At 72.0% G+C, this 22344-nt stretch carries 21 protein-coding genes; 15 read left to right on the top strand and 6 right to left on the bottom strand.

Translation table 11 applies throughout. The features are described from left to right. The first annotated feature begins 45 nt into the window (after positions 1-45). Positions 46-1602: an alpha/beta hydrolase gene (locus tag ACIP2X_RS00880; protein ID WP_401665718.1), complete on the top strand. Its 1557-nt coding sequence runs from the start codon at positions 46-48 to the stop codon at positions 1600-1602. A gap of 56 nt (positions 1603-1658) precedes the next feature. Continuing rightward, a complete protein-coding gene (locus ACIP2X_RS00875) occupies positions 1659-2219 on the top strand; it encodes a GNAT family N-acetyltransferase (protein ID WP_401665715.1) in 561 nt (186 codons plus the stop codon). A 28-nt stretch (positions 2220-2247) separates the two neighbouring features. Here ACIP2X_RS00875 and ACIP2X_RS00870 read toward each other — a convergent pair whose 3' ends face one another. After that, entirely contained in the window at positions 2248-2829 is a 582-nt protein-coding gene (locus tag ACIP2X_RS00870; protein ID WP_401665712.1) for an adenylosuccinate lyase, read from the bottom strand. A gap of 395 nt (positions 2830-3224) precedes the next feature. Here ACIP2X_RS00870 and ACIP2X_RS00865 point away from each other — a divergent pair, with 395 nt between their 5' ends. From ACIP2X_RS00865 to pssA, 9 genes are all read left to right on the top strand, one after another. Further along, positions 3225-5030, top strand: a complete 1806-nt coding sequence (locus ACIP2X_RS00865) for a 3-hydroxyacyl-CoA dehydrogenase family protein (protein WP_401665709.1) — start codon at positions 3225-3227, stop codon at positions 5028-5030. A 249-nt stretch (positions 5031-5279) separates the two neighbouring features. Then, positions 5280-6089 carry a TetR family transcriptional regulator gene (locus ACIP2X_RS00860; protein ID WP_401665706.1) on the top strand — a complete coding sequence of 270 codons (810 nt, stop codon included), beginning with the start codon at positions 5280-5282 and terminating at the stop codon, positions 6087-6089. A gap of 413 nt (positions 6090-6502) precedes the next feature. Then, positions 6503-7846, top strand: coding sequence for a crotonyl-CoA carboxylase/reductase (ccrA, locus tag ACIP2X_RS00855; protein ID WP_401665703.1), 1344 nt, complete (start codon positions 6503-6505; stop codon positions 7844-7846). A gap of 10 nt (positions 7847-7856) precedes the next feature. Then, positions 7857-9884 (top strand): protein meaA, encoded by a 2028-nt coding sequence (locus tag ACIP2X_RS00850; protein ID WP_401665700.1) that lies wholly within the window; start codon positions 7857-7859, stop codon positions 9882-9884. After that, complete coding sequence (locus ACIP2X_RS00845) at positions 9881-10846, top strand: HpcH/HpaI aldolase/citrate lyase family protein (RefSeq protein ID WP_401665697.1); 966 nt, start codon at positions 9881-9883, stop codon at positions 10844-10846. Before ACIP2X_RS00850 ends, ACIP2X_RS00845 begins: the two co-directional genes overlap by 4 nt. Positions 10847-10850: 4 nt before the next feature. Next, a complete protein-coding gene (locus ACIP2X_RS00840; RefSeq protein WP_401665694.1) occupies positions 10851-11369 on the top strand; it encodes a MaoC family dehydratase in 519 nt (172 codons plus the stop codon). Between the two features lie 2 nt (positions 11370-11371). Then, positions 11372-12577: an acyl-CoA dehydrogenase family protein gene (locus tag ACIP2X_RS00835; protein WP_401665691.1), complete on the top strand. Its 1206-nt coding sequence runs from the start codon at positions 11372-11374 to the stop codon at positions 12575-12577. A 172-nt stretch (positions 12578-12749) separates the two neighbouring features. Continuing rightward, on the top strand, positions 12750-13406 hold the full coding sequence (locus ACIP2X_RS00830) for a phosphatidylserine decarboxylase (protein WP_401665688.1): 657 nt from the start codon (positions 12750-12752) through the stop codon (positions 13404-13406). Next, a complete protein-coding gene (gene pssA, locus ACIP2X_RS00825; RefSeq protein WP_401665686.1) occupies positions 13393-14247 on the top strand; it encodes a CDP-diacylglycerol--serine O-phosphatidyltransferase in 855 nt (284 codons plus the stop codon). Before ACIP2X_RS00830 ends, pssA begins: the two co-directional genes overlap by 14 nt. Before the next feature lie 99 nt (positions 14248-14346). Here pssA and ACIP2X_RS00820 read toward each other — a convergent pair whose 3' ends face one another. Then, positions 14347-15198 carry a helix-turn-helix domain-containing protein gene (locus ACIP2X_RS00820; RefSeq protein WP_401665683.1) on the bottom strand — a complete coding sequence of 284 codons (852 nt, stop codon included), beginning with the start codon at positions 15196-15198 and terminating at the stop codon, positions 14347-14349. Between the two features lie 155 nt (positions 15199-15353). On the opposite strand from ACIP2X_RS00820, the gene ACIP2X_RS00815 reads away from it, so the two are divergent. After that, a complete protein-coding gene (locus ACIP2X_RS00815; RefSeq protein WP_401665680.1) occupies positions 15354-16229 on the top strand; it encodes an oxidoreductase in 876 nt (291 codons plus the stop codon). Between the two features lie 48 nt (positions 16230-16277). Here ACIP2X_RS00815 and ACIP2X_RS00810 read toward each other — a convergent pair whose 3' ends face one another. After that, positions 16278-17414, bottom strand: a complete 1137-nt coding sequence (locus tag ACIP2X_RS00810; RefSeq protein WP_401668765.1) for a glycerate kinase — start codon at positions 17412-17414, stop codon at positions 16278-16280. 169 nt (positions 17415-17583) lie between these two features. Here ACIP2X_RS00810 and ACIP2X_RS00805 point away from each other — a divergent pair, with 169 nt between their 5' ends. Together ACIP2X_RS00805 and ACIP2X_RS00800 are read left to right on the top strand one after the other, a co-directional pair. Further along, positions 17584-18657, top strand: a complete 1074-nt coding sequence (locus ACIP2X_RS00805; RefSeq protein ID WP_401665677.1) for an ADP-ribosylglycohydrolase family protein — start codon at positions 17584-17586, stop codon at positions 18655-18657. Positions 18658-18739: 82 nt separating this feature from the next. Further along, the gene (locus tag ACIP2X_RS00800) at positions 18740-19231 is read left to right on the top strand and encodes an NUDIX domain-containing protein (RefSeq protein ID WP_401665674.1); all 492 of its coding nucleotides are present in this window, start codon (positions 18740-18742) and stop codon (positions 19229-19231) included. A gap of 35 nt (positions 19232-19266) precedes the next feature. On the opposite strand, the gene ACIP2X_RS00795 is transcribed toward ACIP2X_RS00800, so the two are convergent. Then, on the bottom strand, positions 19267-19467 hold the full coding sequence (locus ACIP2X_RS00795) for a type II toxin-antitoxin system VapB family antitoxin (protein WP_401665671.1): 201 nt from the start codon (positions 19465-19467) through the stop codon (positions 19267-19269). Positions 19468-19549: 82 nt separating this feature from the next. Between ACIP2X_RS00795 and ACIP2X_RS00790 the strand changes: the two genes are divergently transcribed. Then, positions 19550-20302 (top strand): SIR2 family NAD-dependent protein deacylase, encoded by a 753-nt coding sequence (locus ACIP2X_RS00790; RefSeq protein ID WP_401665668.1) that lies wholly within the window; start codon positions 19550-19552, stop codon positions 20300-20302. A gap of 6 nt (positions 20303-20308) precedes the next feature. Here ACIP2X_RS00790 and ACIP2X_RS00785 read toward each other — a convergent pair whose 3' ends face one another. Continuing rightward, positions 20309-20791, bottom strand: coding sequence for a methylated-DNA--[protein]-cysteine S-methyltransferase (locus ACIP2X_RS00785; RefSeq protein WP_401665665.1), 483 nt, complete (start codon positions 20789-20791; stop codon positions 20309-20311). Between the two features lie 33 nt (positions 20792-20824). Beyond that, positions 20825-22306, bottom strand: coding sequence for an AlkA N-terminal domain-containing protein (locus ACIP2X_RS00780; protein ID WP_401665662.1), 1482 nt, complete (start codon positions 22304-22306; stop codon positions 20825-20827). Positions 22307-22344 lie beyond the last annotated feature (38 nt).

Below are 22344 nucleotides of genomic sequence, written 5' to 3'. Positions count from 1 at the left end.
CGCGGGACTCGCGGCCCGCGACCCTCCGTCCTGGGAGGACCCCCCTTGAAGAAACGTGCAGCCGCGCTGTGCGGCGCCGCCGTCGTGGTGGCCGGGACGCTCGCGGCCGTCCCCGCCCGCGCGAGCGCCCCGGAGCCGACCGGGCCCGCCTGGAAGAAGTGCGCCACCGCGAACCATCCGACGCTCCAGTGCGCGTCCCTGGAGGTTCCGCTGGACCACGCCGACCCCGGCGGGCGGAAGATCACCCTCGCCCTGTCGCGCGTCCCGCACACCGCGAAGACGTACCAGGGGCCGCTGCTGGTGAACCCGGGCGGCCCCGGCGGCAGCGGCCTCGCCCTCGCCGGGTTCGTCGCCTCCGCGCTGCCCAAGGCGGTGGCGGCCCAGTACGACGTCATCGGCTTCGACCCTCGCGGCGTCGGCGCCGGCAAGCCCGCGCTGAACTGCGCTCCCGGACATTTCGACCCGGTGCGGGCCGACTCCGTGCCGGCCACCGAGGCCGTCGAGCGGGCCGACCTCGCGCGTGCCAAGTCCTTCGCCGACGCCTGCGGCAAGAAGTACGCGCGCGAGCTGCCGCACATGAACACGCTCAGCGCCGCGCAGGACATCGACCTGATCCGGCAGGCCCTCGGCGCCCCGCGCCTCAGCTACTTCGGCTATTCGTACGGCACCTACCTCGGCGCGGTCTACGCCAAGCTGCACCCGGACCGGGTACGGCGGATGGTCCTCGACTCCGTGGTCGACCCCACCGGTGTCTGGTACGAGGCGAACCTCGCGCAGGACCACGCGTTCGACGACCGCCACCGGGCGTTCATGGCCTGGGTCGCCCGGCACGACGCCACCTACCGGCTGGGCACCGATCCCCAGAAGGTCGAGGCCCGGTGGTACGCGATGCGGGCGGCGCTGGCCGAGCGGCCCGCGCAGGGCACGGTGGGCGCGTCCGAGCTGGAGGACACGTTCCTGCCCGGCGGTTACTACAACGGCTACTGGCCCCACCTCGCCGAGGCGTTCGCCGCGTACGTCAACGAGCGGCGCAGCGCCCCGCTGGTGGAGGCGTACGAGGACTTCGGCGCGGCCGACGCCGCCTCCGAGAACGGTTACAGCGTCTACACCGCGGTGCAGTGCCGGGACGCCGGATGGCCGCGCGACTGGGCGCAGTGGCGCAAGGACAACTGGGCGGTGCACGCGCAGGCGCCGTTCATGACGTGGAACAACGCCTGGTACAACGCGCCCTGCGCGTTCTGGCCGACGGACTCGCTGGGGCCGGTCGACGTGGCCAACGACAAGCTGCCGCCGGTCCTGCTGTTCCAGGCGACGCACGACGCGGCCACCCCGTACCAGGGCGGCGCGACGGTGCACGGGCTGCTGCGCGGCTCCAGCCTGGTGGTCGAGAAGGACGGCGGCAACCACGGCATCACGCTGAGCGGGAACGGCTGCCTCGACGGGCATCTGGCGGCGTATCTGACCGACGGCACGGTGCCGCGCGGGCCCGGGGAGGCCGACGCGGTCTGCGCGGCGCTGCCCGACCCCGAGCCGCTGGTGGCGAAGTCCGCCGGCCGATCGCAGGGCTCGACGCTGCACAGGCTGCTGGGCTTCCGCGGCTGAAGCACGAGGTGACCCCCGTCGGGGGCCCCGGTCGGCCCGTGGTCCACCATGGGCGCATGAGTCAGCCGACCAGGATCCCCGCCCCCGACGGAGGCCCGCTCGTCCGGGAGCAGCGGCTCGCCGACTGCGAGCGGGTGGCCGAGATCCGCGTCGGCGGCTGGCGCAGCGCCTACCGGGGACTGATGCCGCATTCCTACCTCGACGCGCTGAGCGTCCGGCAGGAAGCCGACCGGCACCGGGCCCGTTTCGGGCAGGGCGACGGCACGGTGGTGAACCTGGTGGCCGAGCGGGCGGGCGAGGTCCTCGGATGGGCCTGTCACGGCCCCTACCGGGACGGCGAGGTCCGCACGGAGGACGCCGAGTTGTACGCGATCTACGTGCACCCCGGGCGGTACGGCGAGGGCATCGGGCAGGCCCTGCTGACGGAGTCCGTGCGCCGCTGCCGGGCCGCCGGTCACCGGAGGATGATGCTGTGGGTGCTCCGGGACAACACCGCCGCCCGGCGCTTCTACGAACGGGCGGGCTTCGCGGCGGACGGCGCGCAGGAGCCGTTCGAGGTGGAGGGGGTCCAGGTGCCGGAGGTGCGGTACGCACGGGAGTTGACGGACGCGGGATAGCCCGCCCCGATGCCTCGTGCCCGGTGCCTCATCCCCGTCGCTGCCCGGGGATCCTGGCCAGCGCCGTCACGGCCGCCGCCGCCAGCGCCGGGTGCGCCAGGGCCTCGTTCAGCACGGGTCCGGCCCTGCTGTCGCCCAGCTCCCCCAGCCCCTCCACACAGGCGAGGGCCACGCGCCCGTAGGGGTCGTGCGGGCGGAGCCGGCGGCGCAGCGTGGTAATGAGCGCCGGAACGGACTCGGGGGCGCGCAACGCGACGAGCAGGCGCACCGGGTGCAGGGCGTAGGCGACACGCAGTTCGTTCGTGGCGAGGGCCGCCGCCGCGCGGGCGGTGCGCGGGTCGCCGAGCCGGGCGAGGGCGTGGGCGGCGGACGCGCAGCGCGGTGGGTCGCGGTGGTTGAGGAACAGGACGAGGGACTCGAAGGCCCGCCGGTCGCCGGCCAGCCCCAGCCGGAACGCGGCCAGTTCCCTGGCCCACAGCGGCCGGCCGGGCGCGACGAGCACGCCGGCGAGTTCGCCGGGGTCCTCGGTGGCCGCCAGCCGCTCGTACTCCGCGGCGCCCCCGGCCTCCCGCCGTAAGCGCTCCGTGAGCGCTCGCAACTCTTCGTCCATGACGCGAGCGTACAAACGATCTCGGCGTCTGGGACCCGGATCACAAAGACCGAGGGCTGGCGCGCTCGTTACCCGCGAGTTAAGCTCATAGGAGCGAGTTACCCACTCGCACCCGTTCGTGTCGGCCTGGTGACGCAGCCGCCGCGACGGGAGCATCTCCCACGCTCGACGGGCAGTGGGGGAGTCGGTTCGGTACGTCAGGTACCGCAGTGCGACTCGGCCACGGGACAGGGCCGGTCGGTCTCACCGTTCCCGGACGTGTGCACGTCCGCGGCGACGGCACCGGGCGTGTGCGCTCGCAGCCCGGCATCACCCGCACTCCTCACGCACCCGGCGCGCCCTCGGCGCACCGGGAGGCGTTTCCAGTCGTCACCCTCATTTCCAGGAGTCCCGCGATGGCCACTCCCCTGTCCGACCGCCCGCTGTCCCCGCTCCAGACCATTGCCGTCGTCGGCCTCGGCACCATGGGCACCGGCATCGCCGAAGTCCTGGCCAAGGCAGGCCGTGACGTCGTCGGCATCGACATCAGCGAGGCCCAGGCGGTGCGTTGTGCCGCCGCGCTGGAGGCCTCCACGGCGCGCGCCGTCGAGCGCGGCCGCCTCACCGAGCAGGAGCGCGCTGACGCCCTCGCCCGCGTCCGCACCTCGACCGACCTGCGGTCCGCCGCCGACGCCGACCTGGTGATCGAGGTGGCTCCCGAGTCGTACGAGATCAAGCACCAGATCTTCCGCGAACTGGACGGCGTCGTGCGCCCGGAGACGATCCTGGCGACCGGCACCAACGCCCTGTCCGTCACGCGCCTCGCGGCCGACTCGGCCCGTCCGGAGCGCGTGCTGGGCCTGCACTTCTTCAACCCGGCGCCGGCGATGAAACTCGTCGAGGTGGTCTCCTCGGTGCTCACCGCGCCGCAGGCCGTCGCCGCCGTCACGGACCTCGCGATCGAACTGGGCAAGGAACCCGTGGCGGTCGGCGACCGGCCCGGATTCGTCGCCGACGGGCTGCTGTTCGGCTATCTCAACCAGGCCGCCGCGATGTACGAGGCGAAGTACGCCTCCCGCGAGGACATCGACGCCGCGATGCGGCTCGGCTGCGGACTGCCCATGGGCCCGCTCGCGCTGCTCGACCTGATCGGTGTCGACACCGCGCGCACGGTCCTGGACGCCATGTACACCGCCTCCCGCGACCGCCTGCACGCCCCCGCGCCGATCCTGAAGCAGCTCAGCGAGGCGGGCCTGACGGGCCGCAAGGCGGGCCGCGGCTTCTACACCTACGACGCCCCGGGCGGCGCCACCGTGGTGCCGGACGCGCTGACGCCCCAGGAGGGCGGGCACCTCACGGCGGGCCGCCCGGTCCGCTCGGTCGGTGTCGCCGGCTCCGGAACCATGGCGTCGGGCATCGCCGAGGTGTTCGCGAAGGCGGGCTACGAGGTGGTCCTGGCGGCCCGCAGCGAGGAGAAGGCGCTAACGGCCAAGGCCCGGGTCGGCAAGTCCCTGGCGCGCTCCGTCGACAAGGGCCGGCTGACGGCCGAGGCGGCGGCGCATACGCTGGAGCGGATCACCCCGGCAGGCTCCTACGACGCCTTCGCCGAGGTCGACCTCGCGGTCGAGGCGGTCGCCGAGGACCTGGAGATCAAGCGGCAGTTGTTCGCGGCGCTGGACAAGGTCTGCAAGCCCGGCGCGGTCCTGGCGACGACGACCTCGTCGCTGCCGGTCGTCGCGTGCGCCCGTGCCACCTCGCGCCCGCAGGACGTGATCGGCATGCACTTCTTCAACCCGGCGCCGGCGATGAAGCTGGTGGAGGTCGTCCGTACGGTGCTCACGGCCGACGACGTCCACGCCACCGTCCGCGAGGTCTGCGCCAAGGTCGGGAAGCACCCCGTCGACTGCGGCGACCGGGCCGGATTCATCGTCAACGCCCTGCTGTTCCCGTACCTGAACAACGCGATCAAGATGGTGCAGGACCACTACGCGTCGCTGGACGACATCGACGCGGCGATGAAGCTCGGCGGCGGCTACCCCATGGGCCCGTTCGAGCTGCTGGACGTGGTCGGGCTCGATGTGTCGCTGGCCATCGAGAAGGTCCTGCACCGCGAGTTCCGTGACCCCGGGCTGGCGCCGGCGCCTCTGCTGGAGCACCTGGTGGCCGCGGGCTGCCTCGGCCGCAAGACGGGCCGCGGCTTCCGCGAGTACGCCCGCCGCTGAGGGCCACCCGTGGACCGGCCCCGCCGTGGAGAGCGGCACGGCACGAACCCGCGGGATCCCGCCGGTCCGCTCCACGAGGGGCCGCCCGGCCGGCCGGGCGACTGGTTCAGGACGGGCGGGGAGTGGGGCGGGCTGCTGGAGCCGGGCAGCCGGCCCCCGGCCGCCCGGCCCGCCGCTCCCCCGCCCGTCAGGGGCGGGGGAAACCCCGGACCTGCGCATCGAGCTGCGGACATGCAGTACGTTCGGGGCATGCCCCAGCCCGCCAGGTCCTCACGTACACCCGCCACGCCGGACGCGCCGGAGAGCGCCGCGGGCGGTCGAGCCGCCGCCCAACGGCTCAAAATGCGCCGGGAACTGGCGGCCGCGGCCATGGAGCTGTTCGCGACCAAGGGCTACGAGGCGACGACCGTCGACGAGATCGCGGCCCAGGCCGGGGTGGCCCGCCGCACCTTCTTCCGCCACTTCCGCTCCAAGGAAGAGGCGATCTTCCCCGACCACGACGACACCCTGATCAGGGCCGAGGCGGTGCTCAACGCGGCGCCCGCGCACGAGCACCCGCTCGACACGGTGTGCCGCGGGATCAAGGAAGTCATGAAGATGTACGCGGCCCGGCCGGAGATCTCGGTCGCCCGCTACAAGCTCACGCGGGAGGTGCCGACCCTGCGGGAGGCCGAGATCGCCTCGGTGGCCCGCTACGAGCGCCTGTTCACGCGCTATCTGCTGGGCCACTTCGACGAGCACGCGCACGACGACGACGCCAACGACGACCCGCTGCTGGCCGAGGTCGCCGCGTCCGCCGTCGTCACCGCCCACAACCACGTGCTGCGGCGCTGGCTGCGCGCGGGCGGCCAGGGCGACGTGGAGGCGCAGCTCGACCACGCCTTCTCGATCGTGCGCAAGACGTTCGGGGCGGGCATCGGGATAGGGCGTTCCACGGCGCCGAAGCCCGCCCCGGCGGCGGTCTCGGCGCACGGCGAGGTGCTGGTGACGGTCGCGCGTACCGACGCCCCGCTCGACGAGGTCATGAGGACCATCGAGGAGGCCCTCAAGGACCGCTGAGCGGCTCCGCGCGGTGAAAACGGCCACCCTGCCCGGGTGGCCGTTTTGGCATGTCAGGGCACCTTTTCAGCGCGTTCTGAGCCCCCGTTCGATCGATCATCGCTCATTTGTCACGTAAAGATTTCATCTGAGAGGAAGTTCTGGCACCCAGTGCCTTGCCGGATGACACGGGGTGCCATACGTTGAAGGTGTCCGGGCGGCCGGCGTGCAGCGACCCTTCGTACGCCGGCTGTCCCCGCAAGCCGCTGGTTTGCGCGCCCGGACGCCTGCGTCACAGGCAACCTCCCGCGCCACAAAGCGCTGCCGGACAAGCACCACCCGCCGAACCGACGGCACTCCCTCATCCCTCAGCAGCACCGACGTAACCCTCAGCGTCCCCTCCCTCAGGGGCGTTCACCGCCGGAGGCAACACCGTGACCGTGAAGGACATCCTGGACGCGATCCAGTCGCCCGACTCGACGCCGGCCGACTTCGCCGCACTGCCGATCCCCGAGTCGTACCGCGCGATCACCGTGCACAAGGACGAGACGGAGATGTTCGCGGGCCTCGCGACCCGCGACAAGGACCCCCGCAAGTCGATCCACCTGGACGAGGTGCCGGTGCCGGAACTCGGCCCCGGTGAGGCCCTGGTGGCCGTCATGGCCTCGTCGGTGAACTACAACTCCGTGTGGACCTCGATCTTCGAGCCGCTGTCCACCTTCGGGTTCCTGGAGCGCTACGGCCGCACCAACGACCTGGCCAAGCGCCACGACCTGCCGTACCACATCATCGGCTCCGACCTCGCGGGCGTCGTCCTGCGCACCGGCCCGGGCGTCAACTCCTGGAAGCCCGGTGACGAGGTCGTCGCGCACTGTCTGTCGGTCGAGCTGGAGTCCAGCGACGGCCACAACGACACCATGCTCGACCCCGAGCAGCGCATCTGGGGCTTCGAGACCAACTTCGGCGGCCTCGCGGAGATCGCGCTCGTCAAGTCCAACCAGCTGATGCCGAAGCCCGCCCACCTCAGCTGGGAGGAGGCCGCCGCCCCGGGCCTGGTCAACTCCACCGCGTACCGGCAGCTGGTCTCCCGCAACGGCGCCGCCATGAAGCAGGGCGACAACGTCCTGATCTGGGGCGCGAGCGGCGGACTCGGCTCGTACGCCACCCAGTTCGCGCTGGCCGGCGGCGCGACCCCGATCTGTGTCGTCTCCAGCGACCAGAAGGCGGACATCTGCCGGTCGATGGGCGCCGAGGCGATCATCGACCGCAACGCCGAGGGCTACAGGTTCTGGAAGGACGAGCAGACCCAGGACCCCAAGGAGTGGAAGCGCTTCGGCAAGCGCATCCGCGAACTGACCGGCGGCGAGGACATCGACATCGTCTTCGAGCACCCCGGCCGCGAGACCTTCGGCGCGAGCGTCTTCGTCACCCGCAAGGGCGGCACCATCACCACCTGCGCCTCGACCTCGGGCTACATGCACGAGTACGACAACCGCTACCTGTGGATGTCGCTGAAGCGGATCATCGGCTCCCACTTCGCCAACTACCGCGAGGCCTGGGAGGCCAACCGCCTCATCGCCAAGGGCAGGATCCACCCGACGCTGTCGAAGGTCTACCCGCTGGAGGAGACCGGCCAAGCCGCGCACGACGTGCACCGCAACGCCCACCAGGGCAAGGTCGGCGTGCTGTGCCTGGCGCCCGAGGAGGGCCTCGGCGTGCGCGACGAGGAGATGCGCGCCCAGCACGTCGACGCGATCAACCGCTTCCGGAACATCTGAGGGGCGATGCATGACTGAGCGTCAGAAGGACCGGCCGTGGCTCATGCGCACGTACGCCGGTCACTCCACGGCCGAGGCGTCCAACGAGTTGTACCGGCGCAACCTCGCCAAGGGCCAGACGGGTCTGTCGGTGGCCTTCGACCTGCCGACACAGACCGGCTACGACTCCGACCACGTCCTCGCCCGCGGCGAGGTCGGCCGGGTCGGCGTGCCGATCGGGCATCTCGGTGACATGCGCAGGCTGTTCCAGGACATCCCCCTGGAGCAGATGAACACCTCGATGACCATCAACGCCACGGCCATGTGGCTGCTGGCGCTCTACCAGGTCGTCGCGGAGGAGCAGGGCGCGGACATCACCCAGCTCCAGGGCACGACCCAGAACGACATCGTCAAGGAATACCTGTCGCGGGGGACGCACGTGTTCCCGCCGGGGCCCTCACTCCGGCTGACCACGGACATGATCGCCTACACGGTCTCCCACATCCCGAAGTGGAACCCGATCAACATCTGCAGCTACCACCTGCAGGAGGCGGGCGCCACTCCGGTGCAGGAGATCGCGTACGCGATGTCCACCGCGATCGCGGTTCTCGATGCCGTACGCGACTCGGGGCAGGTTCCCGAGGAGAAGTTCGGGGACGTCGTGGCCCGCATCTCCTTCTTCGTGAACGCGGGCGTCCGCTTCATCGAGGAGATGTGCAAGATGCGGGCGTTCGGGCGGATCTGGGACCGGATCACGCGCGAGCGGTACGGCATCGAGAACCCCAAGCAGCGCCGCTTCCGCTACGGCGTGCAGGTCAACTCCCTCGGCCTGACCGAGGCGCAGCCGGAGAACAACGTCCAGCGCATCGTCCTGGAGATGCTGGCCGTGACCCTCTCCAAGGACGCCCGCGCGCGGGCCGTCCAGCTGCCCGCCTGGAACGAGGCGCTCGGCCTGCCCCGCCCCTGGGACCAGCAGTGGTCCCTGCGCATCCAGCAGGTGCTCGCACACGAGAGCGACCTGCTGGAGTACGAGGACATCTTCGCGGGCTCGACGGTGATCGAGGCGAAGGTGGGCGAGCTCGTCGAGGAGTCGCTCGCCGAGATGGAGCGCATCGAGGAGATGGGCGGCGCGATGGCCGCCGTCGAGTCCGGCTACCTCAAGTCGCAGCTGGTCGCCTCGCACGCCGAGCGCCGGGGGCGGATCGAGTCCGGCCAGGAGAAGATCATCGGTGTCAACGTCTTCGAGACCACCGAGCCGAACCCGCTCACCGCGGACCTGGACACCGCGATCCACACGGTCGACCCCGCCGTCGAGGCCCGGGTCGTCACCGCGCTCCAGCAGTGGCGCGACACCCGGTACCAGCCGCCCTTCAACCACCCCCGGCCCTGCAAGGCGCTGGACCGGCTGAAGGAGGCCGCCAAGGGCACCGGCAACCTCATGGAGGCCACCCTGGAGTGCGCCCGCGCCGGGGTCACGACCGGCGAGTGGGCCGGGGCCCTGCGCGAGGTGTTCGGCGAGTTCCGCGCCCCGACCGGCGTCTCGTCCGCGCCGGTGGCCGTCCCCGTCGAGGAGGGCAGCGCCCTGTCCCAGGTGCGCCGCAAGGTGGACCTGACGGCCAAGGACCTGGGCGTCGGCAAGCTGCGCTTCCTGGTCGGCAAGCCGGGTCTGGACGGGCACTCCAACGGAGCCGAGCAGATAGCGGTGCGCGCGCGGGACGCCGGCTTCGAAGTGGTCTACCAGGGCATCCGGCTGACGCCCGAGCAGATCGTGGACGCGGCCCTCGCCGAGGACGTGCACGCCGTGGGCCTGTCGATCCTCTCCGGCTCGCACGCCCAGCTGGTCCCGGACGTGCTGGTCCGGCTGCGCGAGGCCGGGGCGCCCGACATCCCGGTGGTCGCCGGCGGGATCATCCCGAACGCCGACGCCGAGCAGCTCAGGGCCGCCGGAGTGGCCGCGGTCTTCACCCCGAAGGACTTCGACATCACCGGGATCATCGGCCGTATCGTCGACGAGATCCGCACAGCGAACAAGCTCGACCCCCTGGAGGTCCCCGCATGACCACGCCCGTCAACCGTCTGCGTCCGCGGCGCTCCTGCCTCGCGGTCCCCGGAAGCAACCCCCGCTTCCTGGAGAAGGCGCAGGGCCTCCCGGCCGACCAGGTCTTCCTCGACCTGGAGGACGCCTGCGCGCCGCTCGCCAAGCCGGAGGCGCGCCACACCATCGTCAAGTTCCTCAACGAGGGCGACTGGACGGGCAAGACCCGGGTCGTGCGGGTCAACGACTGGACGACGGAGTGGACGTACCGCGACGTCGTGACGGTGGTCGAGGGGGCGGGCCCCAACCTCGACTGCATCATGCTGCCGAAGGTGCAGGACGCCCAGCAGGTCATCGCGCTGGACCTGCTGCTGACGCAGATCGAGAAGACGATGGGCTTCGAGGTCGGACGGATCGGCATCGAGGCGCAGATCGAGAACGCGCAGGGCCTGAACAACGTCAACGAGATCGCGCAGGCCTCGCCCCGCGTCGAGACGATCATCTTCGGCCCGGCCGACTTCATGGCGTCCATCAACATGAAGTCGCTGGTCGTGGGAGAGCAGCCGCCCGGCTACCCGGCGGACGCCTACCACTACATCCTGATGAAGATCCTGATGGCCGCCCGCGCCAACAACCTCCAGGCGATCGACGGCCCCTACCTCCAGATCCGCAACGTCGACGGCTACCGCGAGGTCGCGCAGCGCGCCGCGGCGCTCGGCTTCGACGGCAAGTGGGTGCTGCACCCGGGCCAGGTCGAGGCGTCCAACGAGATCTTCTCGCCCTCCCAGGAGGACTACGACCACGCCGAGCTGATCCTGGATGCGTACGACTACTACACGTCCGAGGCGGGCGGCAGGAAGGGCTCGGCGATGCTCGGCGACGAGATGATCGACGAGGCCAGCCGCAAGATGGCGCTGGTGGTCTCCGGCAAGGGCCGTGCCGCCGGCATGCGGCGCACCAGCTCCTTCGAGATCCCGGAGGCGTGAGGCCATGCAGTTCGGGCGCACCTACGAGGAGTTCGAGGTCGGGGCGACGTACAAGCACTGGCCCGGCAAGACGGTCACCGAGTACGACGACCACCTGTTCTGCCTCCTCACCATGAACCACCACCCGCTCCACATGGATGCCAACTACGCCGAGAGCACGACGGACTTCGGCAAGAACGTCGTCGTCGGGAACTACGTCTACTCCCTGCTGCTCGGCATGTCCGTGCCGGACGTCTCCGGCAAGGCCATCGCCAACCTGGAGATCGAGTCGCTCAAGCACGTGGCGCCGACCTTCCACGGCGACACGGTCTACGGCGAGACGACCGTGCTGGACAAGTGGCCGTCGAAGTCGAAGAACGACCGCGGCATCGTGCACGTGGAGACCAAGGGCTACAAGCAGGACGGCACGCTGGTCTGCGTGTTCCGCCGCAAGGTGATGGTCCCCACCGAGACGTACATCAAGGAGCGCGGCGGCGAGCAGCCCGGCCGGCCCGAACTCAAGGAAAAGGAACAGGGGAAGTAGCGATGGCGCGACTCGCCCAGACCGCCGGTCTGACCGACGTCCAGCAGGAGATCCTGTCCACGGTCCGGGACTTCGTGGACAAGGAGATCATCCCGGTCGCCACCGGGCTGGAGCACCGCGACGAGTACCCGCAGGAGATCGTCGACGGCCTCAAGGAGTTGGGCCTGTTCGGCCTCATGATTCCCGAGGAGTACGGGGGTCTGGGCGAGTCGCTCCTGACGTACGCCCTCTGCGTGGAGGAGATCGCCCGCGGCTGGATGTCGGTGTCCGGCATCATCAACACGCACTTCATCGTGGCTTACATGCTCAAGCAGCACGGCACGCAGGAGCAGAAGGACCACTACCTGCCCCGCATGGCGGCCGGCGACATCCGCGGCGCCTTCTCGATGTCCGAGCCGGGTCTGGGCTCCGACGTGTCGGCCATCACCTCCAAGGCGGTCCGGGACGGCGATGACTTCGTCCTGAACGGTCAGAAGATGTGGCTGACCAACGGGGGGACGTCGTCCCTCGTCGCCGTTCTGGTGCGAAGTGACGAAGGTCACCCCGAGGGCTCCGCCCCGCACAAGTCGATGACGACCTTCCTCGTGGAGAAGGAGCCGGGCTTCGGCGAGGTCCGTCCGGGCCTGACCATCCCCGGCAAGATCGACAAGATGGGCTACAAGGGGGTCGACACCACCGAGCTCATCATGGACGGCCTGCGGATTCCCGCGGATCGCGTGCTCGGCGGGGTCACCGGACGCGGCTTCTACCAGATGATGGACGGCGTGGAGGTGGGCCGGGTCAACGTGGCGGCACGTGGCTGCGGAGTCGCCCAGCGTGCGTTCGAACTCGGGGTCCAGTACGCCCAGCAGCGCCACACCTTCGGCAAGCCGATCGCGCAGCACCAGGCGATCCAGTTCAAACTCGCGGAGATGGCTACCAAGGTGGAGGCCGCGCATGCGATGATGGTGAACGCTGCGCGTAAAAAGGACTCCGGGCAACGAAACGACCTCGAGGCCGGGATGGCGAAGTACCTGGCCTCGGAGTACTGCAAAGAGGTCGTGGAGGATGCCTTCCGGATCCACGGCGGTTACGGCTTCTCCAAGGAGTACGAGATCGAGCGCCTCTACCGCGAGGCCCCGATGCTGCTCATCGGTGAAGGTACCGCCGAGATCCAGAAAATGATCATCGGGCGGCGGTTGCTCGAAGAGTATCGGTTCCAGGGCTGACTTGTCCGGAAGCGGGGTGTTTTCTTCGAGAAGAAGATCACACCCCGTAGGCACTCTGCGGCCGCCGACTCGGCTTCCTGGCTTACCCAGTTGTGGCGCTTAGCCGCTACGATCGCGGGAAAGCCGCCGTCCCCCGTCAGAAGCGCGGCATCATCCGCTACGAAGGTCATCCATGCCCCACAGCCAAACCTCTGCACCTCGCGACAGCCTGGTCGGCGTACGCCTCGCGCGCGGAGCATCGCCGTGGCTCCTGCCGACCGTCGCCACCGCTGCCCTCAGCCTGGCCCGCGCCCGCCGCTCCGGCGCCGCGAAGGCCGTGGCCGTCCCCGCCACCGCGCTCGCGGCGGGGATGCTGTGGTTCTTCCGCGACCCCGAGCGTGAGATCGCCCAGGGCCGGGTCATCTCGCCGGCCGACGGTGTGGTGCAGAGCATCATGCCGTGGAAGGACGGACGTACCCGCGTCGCGATCTTCATGAGCCCGCTGAACGTCCACGTGAACCGCGCCCCCCTGGCCGGCACCGTGACGTCGGTCGAGCACGTCCCGGGTGGATTCGTTCCCGCTTTCAACAAGGAGAGCGAGAACAACGAGCGGGTCGTGTGGCACTTCGACACCGAGCTCGGCGACATCGAGATGATCCAGATCGCCGGCGCCGTCGCCCGGCGTATCGTGCCTTACGTGCCCGAGGGCACGAAGGTCGAGCAGGGCGACCGGATCGGACTGATCCGCTTCGGCTCGCGCGTGGACCTCTACCTGCCGGAGGGCGTGGAGGTCGCGGTCGAGGTCGGTCAGAAGACCGTGGCTGGGGTGACTCGAATTGACCGTGATTGACCCGGAGACCCAGGCGGGCTGGGTGCCCGAGGCCGAGGAGTCCGACGACGAGGAGGAGATGCCGCTCTCTCTCCGCCTCTCGATAGCGGACACCCTCACCCTCGGCAACGCCACGTGCGGCTTCATGGCGGTGTACTTCACCACCACCGGCATCCTGATCCCGCACCTCACGGGCAGCCAGGAGACCGGCATGGCCCGCCACAGCGCGGCCACGGCGGTCATCCTGATGCTCTGCGCGGCCGTCTTCGACCTGTTCGACGGCCTGGTCGCGCGCAAGCTGCGCTCCTCCCCCATGGGCGCCGAGCTGGACAACCTGTCGGACCTGATCAGCTTCGGCCTGGCACCGGCGTACTTCGTCCTGGTCTACGGGATGGTCGCCGACGACGCGCACCAGCGGGTGGCGGCGGTCGGCGCGATCGTCGTCCTGCTGGCCGTGGTGCTCAGGCTGGCCAGATTCTCCTGTGTGACGCCGACCAACGGCATGTTCCAGGGCATGCCCAGCCCCTTCGGGGCGCTGACGGTCGTCGCGATCGTGCTCCTGGAGCTGCCCTTCGCGGCGACGCTGCTGGCGATCCTCGGCACCGCGTGGCTGATGGTGAGCCGCGTCGAGTACCCGAAGCCGCGGGGCCGCCTCGCCGGCGCGATGCTCGCCTGGATCGTGCTCAGCATGGGGCTGCTGGTGGCCTGGGCCTTCGGCGCCCCCGGCGGGCAGCTGCTGCTCCAGACGGGCTGTGCGCTCCAGCTGGTCATGGGCGCGGTGATCCCGCTGTTCGCCACGGCCCGCCGGGTGAACAACTTCCGCGACAACCGGCGCGAGGCGCGGGCGGCGCAGCTGCCGTAGCCGCCGGAGCACGGTGATCCGTGGAGATCCGTGGAGCAAGGGCCCCGAACCCCTGAGGTTCGGGGCCCTTCTTCGTTCCCGTCGGTCCCGGGCAGCCGCTCACTGTTCCCGGGTCGGCTGGTGCGCGGGCCTGTCCTCGTGCGGGGCGCTGAGGCTGCCGAGGATGTCCAGCAGCTCCGCGCTGCGGCCGCCCGGCTCGGCGTGGAAGACGACCAGGATCAGCGCGTCCTCGCCGTCGAGGACGAGCTTGTCCGAGTGCAGGTCCAGGTCGCCCACCTGCGGATGGCGCAGTCGGCTGACGCGTCCGCGGTGGGGCCGGACGTCGTGGCGGCCCCAGAGCCGCCGGAAGCGCTCGCTGCGCACGGACAGCTCTCCCACCAGGTGCTGGAGCCGGGGATCGTCCACGTCCGGCCCCACATGGGTGCGCAGGACGGCGACACCCTCCTCGGTGAGCTCCTCCCAGTCCCGGCGCAGCGCGCGCTCGGCGGGGTCCAGGAAGACGGCGCGCAGGAGGTTGACGCCGGGGGCGTAGTTCGGCGAGAGAGCGGTGGCGAGCGGGTTGGCGGCGAGGACGTCGGTGAACCGGTTCTGCACGTAGGCGGGGTGCCGCGGCCAGCCGCCGATCAGCTGCAGGATGCCGGCCGGCACGGTCTCGGGCGGGCGGGCGACGGGCCGGGAGGGCTGGGCGAGGCCGAGGAGGTGGGCGGTGCCGGCGTCGTCGAGCCGCAGGACCCGGGCGAGGGCCTGAAGTACCTGTGCGGAGGGGTTGCGGTCGCGGCCCTGCTCCAGGCGCAGGTAGTAGTCCGCGCTGATCCCCGCGAGCAGCGCGACCTCCTCGCGGCGCAGCCCCGGGACCCTGCGCAGTCCGCCGCCCGGCAGCCCCGCGTCCTCGGGGCGCACCAGTGCCCGGCGGGCACGCAGGAAGTCGCCGAGGGCGTGGGTCCGGTCCATGCGTCCACCGTACGGGCGGGTGGCCGCACGGTGCCTGTCCCTGTCACTCCCAGGAACGGCGTGGTACTGCCGCGGCGGGGCGAGCGGGCCGCAGTCTCGTGGAGTACGGGCTCCGCGCCGTGCACCGCACAGGAACCGCTCCCGAGAGGTACGACATGTCTGCAACACCTGGCGGCACCGTCACACCCGCCGAGGGTCTGACGCTGACCCGCGTCGGCTACGGCGCCATGCAACTGGCCGGACCGAACGTGTCCGGCCCGCCGAGGGACCGCGCCGAGGCCCTGGCCGTGCTGCGGGCCGCGGTCGAGGCAGGCGTCACGCACCTGGACACGGCCGACTTCTACGGCCCCGCCGTCGTCAACGAACTGATCAAGGAGGCGCTGCACCCCTACCCGGCCGGCCTGCACATCGTCACCAAGGTGGGGGCCCGGCGCGGCCCCGGCGGGAGCTGGCTCGTCTCGCGCGATCCCGGGGACCTGAAGAAGCAGGTGCACGAGAACCTGGAGCACCTCGGGCTCGACGTGCTGGACGTCGTGAACCTGCGCCTCGGAGCGCACGACACCCCGAACGACGACCCGGTCGCCGAGCAGTTCGGGGCGCTGGCGGAACTGCGCGGCGAGGGCCTGATCCGGCACCTCGGCCTGAGCTGCGCGTCGGCCCGGCAGCTCACCGAGGCACAGGGCATCGCCCCCGTGGTCACCGTGCAGAACCTCTACAACCTGGCCAACCGCCAGGACGAGGCCCTGCTGAGGCGGTGCGAGGCCGACGGCGTCGTCTTCGTCCCGTACTTCCCGCTGGGCGGCTTCGACCCGCTCCAGTCGAGGACCCTGGACGAGGTGGCCGCGGCGCTCGGTGCCTCCGCGCAGCAGGTCGCCCTGGCCTGGCTCCTGCACCGCTCCCCGGCGATCGCCGTGATCCCGGGTACGTCGTCGGTGTCCCATCTGCGCGAGAACCTGGCCGCGGCGGAGCTGGAGCTGCCGCCGGAGACCATGGCCCGGCTGGACGGGATCGGGAGCGCGCCGGGCGGGTGACCCGGCGCCCGTGCCGCCGCCCCAGGGGAGCGGGCCGGCGGGCGGCGCTCAGGCCAGGTGGTCCCGCGCGACGCGTTCCGCCGTGCGCTCCAGGATCGGGCCGGCGTCCGCGATGCACTTCGCCACGTCCGGCTCGATCTCGGTCAGCGGGTACGCCCGCCGGATGCCCGCGCGCTCCAGCGCCTCGGGCGTGAGCGCGAGCCGCCCGCACACCGCGACGACGTCCTTGCCCGCCGCACGCGCGGCCGCCGCGACGCCCGCGGGGGCCTTGCCGTGCAGGGTCTGCTCGTCCAGGGACCCCTCACCGGTGATCACCAGGTGCGCACGCTCCAGGGCGGGCGCGAAGCCCAGCACGTCGAGCATGACCTCGATGCCGGGCCGGAAACGGGCGCCGAGCAGCATGGCGCCGTACCCGATGCCGCCCGCCGCGCCGGCGCCGGGCGCCGCGGCGTACTCGCCGGCCGTGGGACCCACGGTCCGCTCCAGCACCTGTGCGAAGTGCGCCAGCGCCGCGTCCAGCGCCGCCACGTCGTCCGGGGACGCCCCCTTCTGCGGTCCGTACACCGCGGGCGCGCCCTTCGGGCCGGTCAGCGGGTTGTCGACGTCGCTGGCCAGCACCAGTTCCACCGAGGAGAGCCGCGCGTCAAGTCCCGACAGGTCGGCCGACGCCAGCTCGGCGAGCCCGCCGCCGCCCGGGGTCACCGGCTCCCCGTCCGCCTTCGCGAAGCGCGCCCCGAGCGCGGACAGCATGCCCGCGCCGCCGTCGGTGGTCGCGCTGCCGCCGACCCCGAAGACGATCGTGCGTGCCCCGGCGTCGAGGGCGGCCCGCAGCAGCTCGCCCGAGCCGTACGTGGAGGCCGTCAGAGGTGCGAAGACCCCGGCCGGCAGCCGCTGGAGTCCGCTCGCCTCGGCCATCTCGACGACCGCGGTGTCGCCGCGCAGCGCGAAGGCGGCCGTCACCTGGTCCCCGAGGGGGCCCGCGACCCGCACCGCACGCCGCTCGAAGCCGGCCGCGACCGCCGCGTCCACGGTCCCGTCGCCGCCGTCGGCCACCGGCAGCGCCTCCACGGCGAGGTCCGGCACGACGCGGCGCAGCCCGGCCGTCACCCGCTCGGCGACCTGCACGGCCGTCAGCGACCCCTTGAACTTGTCCGCGGCGATGAGCACCCCACGGGCACCGTTCACAGCGTCAGCCACCTTGTCTTCCCCTCGCTTTCCGGGCCCCGCGCACGTCAGGGCCAGTCGCGCCGCTGCGACCTTAACCGCAGGACGCCCCCGCCGTCATGCCCCGCCCGGTCCGCGGGACGCCCGCGCGGGCGCCGTGGCGGTGGCCGGAAGTGGGTAGACCGGAGCTATGACCCCTGAGGGCACCGAGCCAGAGCTCGCCGACCGCGTCCTGGGGGGCTGGCTGGGCCGGATCGCCGGCAACATGCTGGGCAAACCGGTCGAGCAGGGCGACCTGTGGACGCGGCACCGTATCGACGACTACCTGCGGCAGGCCTCCGCCCTGCCCCTGACCGACTACATCCCCGAGCCGCCGCCCGGCGGGACCGGGCCCGAACTGCGCCCGGAGTGGCGACAGTGCGTCCGGGGCCGTATCCACGGCAGTTGCCGGGACGACGACGTCGACTACGCGATCCTCGGACTGCACCTGCTGGAGACCCACGGCTTCGGGTTCAGCACCGAGCAGGTCGGCGACCTGTGGCTGCTGCGGCTGCCGTACCTGCAGACCTTCACGGCCGAGCGGGCGGCGTACCGGAACCTGGCGAGCGGTCTGAAGCCGCCGCTCACGGCGACGTACGAGAACCCCTACCAGGAGTGGATCGGCGCCCTGATCCGCGCCGACATCTACGGCTGGACCTGTCCCGGTGAGCCCCGGCGGGCGGCCGGGCTGGCCCGCCGGGACGCGGTGCTCTCGCACACCGGGAACGGTGTCTACGGCGCCATGTGGGCGGCGGCGCTGGTCTCTGCCGCGTTCACCGTGTCCACCGTGCGGCAGGCGCTGGACGAGGCGCTCGGCGTGGTCCCGGCGAGCAGCCGGCTGGCACGCACGGTCCGGCGGGTGATGTCGCTGCACGAGACCCGGATGACGTGGGAGGACACGCTCACCACGGTGGGCGAGGAGACGGCGGGGCTCGGCTGGATCCACACGGTCCCGAACGCCGCGGTGCTCACCGCCGGGCTGCTGTACGGCGACGGCGACTTCACCCGGACCATCGCCCTGACCGTACGGGGCGGCCTGGACACCGACTCCAACGGCGCCACGGCGGGCTCGGTGGCCGGCGTCCTGACCGGCGCGGACGCGATCCCGGACCAGTGGAAGGAACCCCTGGAGGACACGGTACGCAGCGCGGTCTTCGGCTTCGACGGAATCCACATCACCGAACTGGCGGAGCGCACCCTCCGACTGGCCCGGACGGACGGCTAGGCGCCGGGGGGCGCGGGGGTGGGGGGCGGGGGGGATTGTGCGCCGGGGAAGGGCGCCCTGGGCGCTGGTTACCCTTGCCAGGGTGACCACTCCTGACTTCGCCACGTACATCGCGAGCCTGCCGCGCGTCCTCGCCGGTGCCGCCACGCTCTTCCGGGACGCCGAGGGCCGTGTGCTGCTCGTCGAGCCGAACTACCGAGAGGGCTGGGCGCTGCCGGGCGGCACGATCGAGTCCGACGACGGCGAGACCCCCCGGCAGGGTGCGCGCCGTGAGACCGCGGAGGAGATCGGCCTGGACCGCGAGCTCGGGCGCCTGCTCGCCGTCGACTGGGTGCACGGCACCGCCCGCCCGCCGCTGGTGGCGTATCTCTACGACGGCGGCGTCCTCGGCGAGGAGGACATCAAGGCGATCCGGCTGCAGGAGGAGGAGCTCCTGTCGTGGCGGTTCGTCGCCCCCGAAGAGCTCCCCGAGCGCCTGCCCGGCGCCACGGGCCGCCGTGTCCTCGCCGCCCTGGACGCCCTGGAGAACGGCTCGGACACGGTCGAGCTGGAGAACGGCCACGCCGCCGGCTGATCCGTCGCGAAACGCGGGCGGCGGGGGCCGCCGGTTCAGCCCTGCACGTCACGCGGCTCGGCGTCCACCTCGCGGAGCGCCTCGTCCCGCTCGGCGGTCCTGGCCTCCGTGCGGTGGCCGCGCTCGATGTAGTCGCGCAGGACGAGTTCCACCGCGTCCTGCGGGCTGCCGACCCCCGCGAGCACCATGGCCTCGACGACGAGTTCGGCGTCGAGCGAGACATTGACCTTGGCCATGGGCGGACAGTAGCAGCGGCCGGCCCCCGCCGACTCGTATATCCGTTCGCCGTCCCCCTCGCCCCGCCCTACCCTCGACCGCATGAACAGGCCCCTCGTCGCCCTCCTCAGCGGCGCCGGCATCTCCACCGACTCCGGCATCCCCGACTACCGCGGCCCGAACGGGCTGTGGCGCCGGGATCCCGAGGCCGAGAAGCTGGTGACCTACGAGTACTACATGGGCGATCCGGAGATCCGCCGGCGCTCCTGGCAGATGCGGCGCCGGGCCGAGGCGCTGACGTCCGGGCCCAACGCCGCGCACCTGGCCGTCGCCGCGCTGGAGAAGTCCGGGATCCCGGTGCCGGTGATCACGCAGAACGTGGACGGGCTGCACCAGCTCGCCGGGATGCCCGCCCGCAAGGTGCTCGAACTGCACGGCAGCGCACGCGGCGTGGTGTGCACCGGGTGCCACGCGCGGGGCTCCATGGCGGACGCGCTCGCCCGGGTCGAGGCCGGTGAGGACGATCCGCCGTGCCGGGAGTGCGGGGGGATCCTCAAGTCGGCGACGGTCATGTTCGGCGAGCGGCTCGACCCGGTCGTCCTCGGCGAGGCCGTCGCGATCACCAAGGCCTGCCAGGTGTTCCTCGCGGTCGGCAGCAGCCTCCAGGTGCAGCCCGCCGCCGGGCTCGCGGGCGTCGCCGCCGACCACGGGGCACGGCTCGTCATCGTCAACGCCGAGCCGACCCCGTACGACGAACGGGCCGACGAGGTGGTGCGGGAGCCGATCGGCACCGCGCTCCCGCGTCTGCTGCGGGACCTCGCCGGCCAGGGCCGGCGCTTGCCGGACGGGCTCTGACGGGCCCTAGAACAGTGCCGCGCCGCGTTCGAAGTCCAGCAGGCGCTGCTTGCGTTCCAGTCCGCCGCCGTAGCCGGTGAGGCCGCCGGCGGCGCCGATCACCCGGTGGCAGGGCACGATGATGCCGACGGGGTTCCTGCCGTTGGCGAGGCCGACCGCGCGGGAGGCTTGGGGATTGCCGAGGGCCACGGCCAGTTCGCCGTACGAACGGGTCTCGCCGTAGGGGATGCGGCGCAGTTGGTCCCAGACGGAGCGCTGGAACGGCGTGCCGTTCAGGCGCAGCGCCACGGTGAAGTGCTCCAACTCGCCGTCGAAATAGGCCATGAGCTGCTCGACGGTCTCGCCGAAGGGCGTCTCGTCACGCCCGCCGAAGGTCTCCTCCCCCGGGCGATGGCGCTGGCCGGTCATGTAGAGGCCGCTCAGGACGCCGTCGTCGGCGACGAGGGTGAGCGGGCCGTAGGGGCTGTCGATGACTGTGTGCTGTCGCATCGGGCGTCCTCGTACGTGTTCTCGCGCAGGTGCCTACACGGGAAGGAAGTTGATCGGGTGGCTGTCGGTCGCCCACAGGTACTGGACCGCGTACGCCCGCCAGGGGCGCCAGGCGCTCGCACGCGCCGTGAGCGCGGCCGGGGTGGACGGCAGGCCCAGCTCCCGTGCCGCGCGGCGGATGCCGAGGTCGGTGGGGAGGAAGGCGTCGGGATCACCGAGGGCCCGCATCGCGATGACGTCGGCCGTCCAGGGGCCGAAGCCCGGCAGGGCCAGCAGCCGGGCGCGGGCCTGCGGCCAGTCGCTCTCCACGCCCAGACGCAGCGAGCCGTCGGCGAGCCGGCCGACGAGCGTGGTGAAGGTCGTACGGCGGGTGCGCGGCATGGCGAGCGACTCGGGGTCGACGGCCGCCAGCGCCTCGGGCGACGGGAAGAGACGGGTGAGGCCGCCTTCCGCGTCCTCGACCGGCTCGCCGTGCGCCGTCACCAGCCGGGCGGCGTGGGTGCGGGCGGCGGCCGTGGAGACCTGCTGCCCGAGCACCGCCCGTACGGCGAACTCGGCCTCGTCGACCGTGCGCGGCACCCGTCGGCCGGGCGCCTTGTCCACCAGCGGCGCCAGCACCGGATCGGCTCGCAATTGGTCGTCGACCGCGACCGGGTCCGCGTCCAGGTCGAGCATCCGGCGGCAACGGCTGATGGCGACGGGCAGGTCGCGCAGGTCGCCGAGGGTGAGGCGGCAGGCGATGTGGTCGGCGTGCGGGGTGAGCGCGACGACGCCGTGCCCGTAGGGGAGGCGGAGCGTGCGCCGGTAGGCGCCGTCCCGCCACTCCTCCACGCCGGGTACGGCGGTGGCGGCGAGGTGGCCGAAGAGGTTGTCGGGGTTGAGGGGGGCGCGGAACGGGAGCCGCAGGGACAGGGCGCCCGGCGTGGCCGACTTGCGTCCCTCGGGTACCCGCGCGCGCAGGTCGCTGGGGGTGAGGGCGTAGACCTCGCGGACGGTGTCGTTGAAGGTGCGCACGGAGGCGAATCCGGCCGCGAAGGCGATCTGGGCCATGGGCAGCGCGGTCGTCTCGACGAGCAGCCGTGCGGTCTGGGCGCGCTGGGCGCGGGCGAGGGCGAGCGGACCGGCGCCGAGTTCGGCGAGCAGCTCGCGTTCGATCTGCCGGGCGCTGTAGCCGAGCCGGGCGGCGAGACCGGGGACGCCTTCGCGGTCCACCACGCCGTCGGCGATCAGCCGCATGGCGCGGGCGACCAGGTCGGCGCGGCGGTTCCACTCCGGTGAGCCGGGGCTGGTGTCCGGGCGGCAGCGCTTGCACGCCCGGAACCCGGCCTGCTGGCAGGCCGCCGCGCTCGGGTGGAACACCATGTTCTCCGGCTTGGGCGGCACCACCGGGCAGCTCGGCCGGCAGTAGATGCCGGTGGTCAGGACGGCGGTGAAGAACCAGCCGTCGAAGCGCGCGTCCTTGGACCGGACGGCCCGCAGACAGCGCTCGGTGTCGATGTGCATCCCCTTCTGCATGCCTCCAGCATCGTGCACCGGGCGCCCGAGGGCTGGCG

Source organism: Streptomyces sp. NPDC089424 (assembly GCF_044749345.1).
Classification (GTDB): domain Bacteria; phylum Actinomycetota; class Actinomycetes; order Streptomycetales; family Streptomycetaceae; genus Streptomyces.
This window is presented reverse-complemented; position numbering and strand designations above follow the sequence as displayed.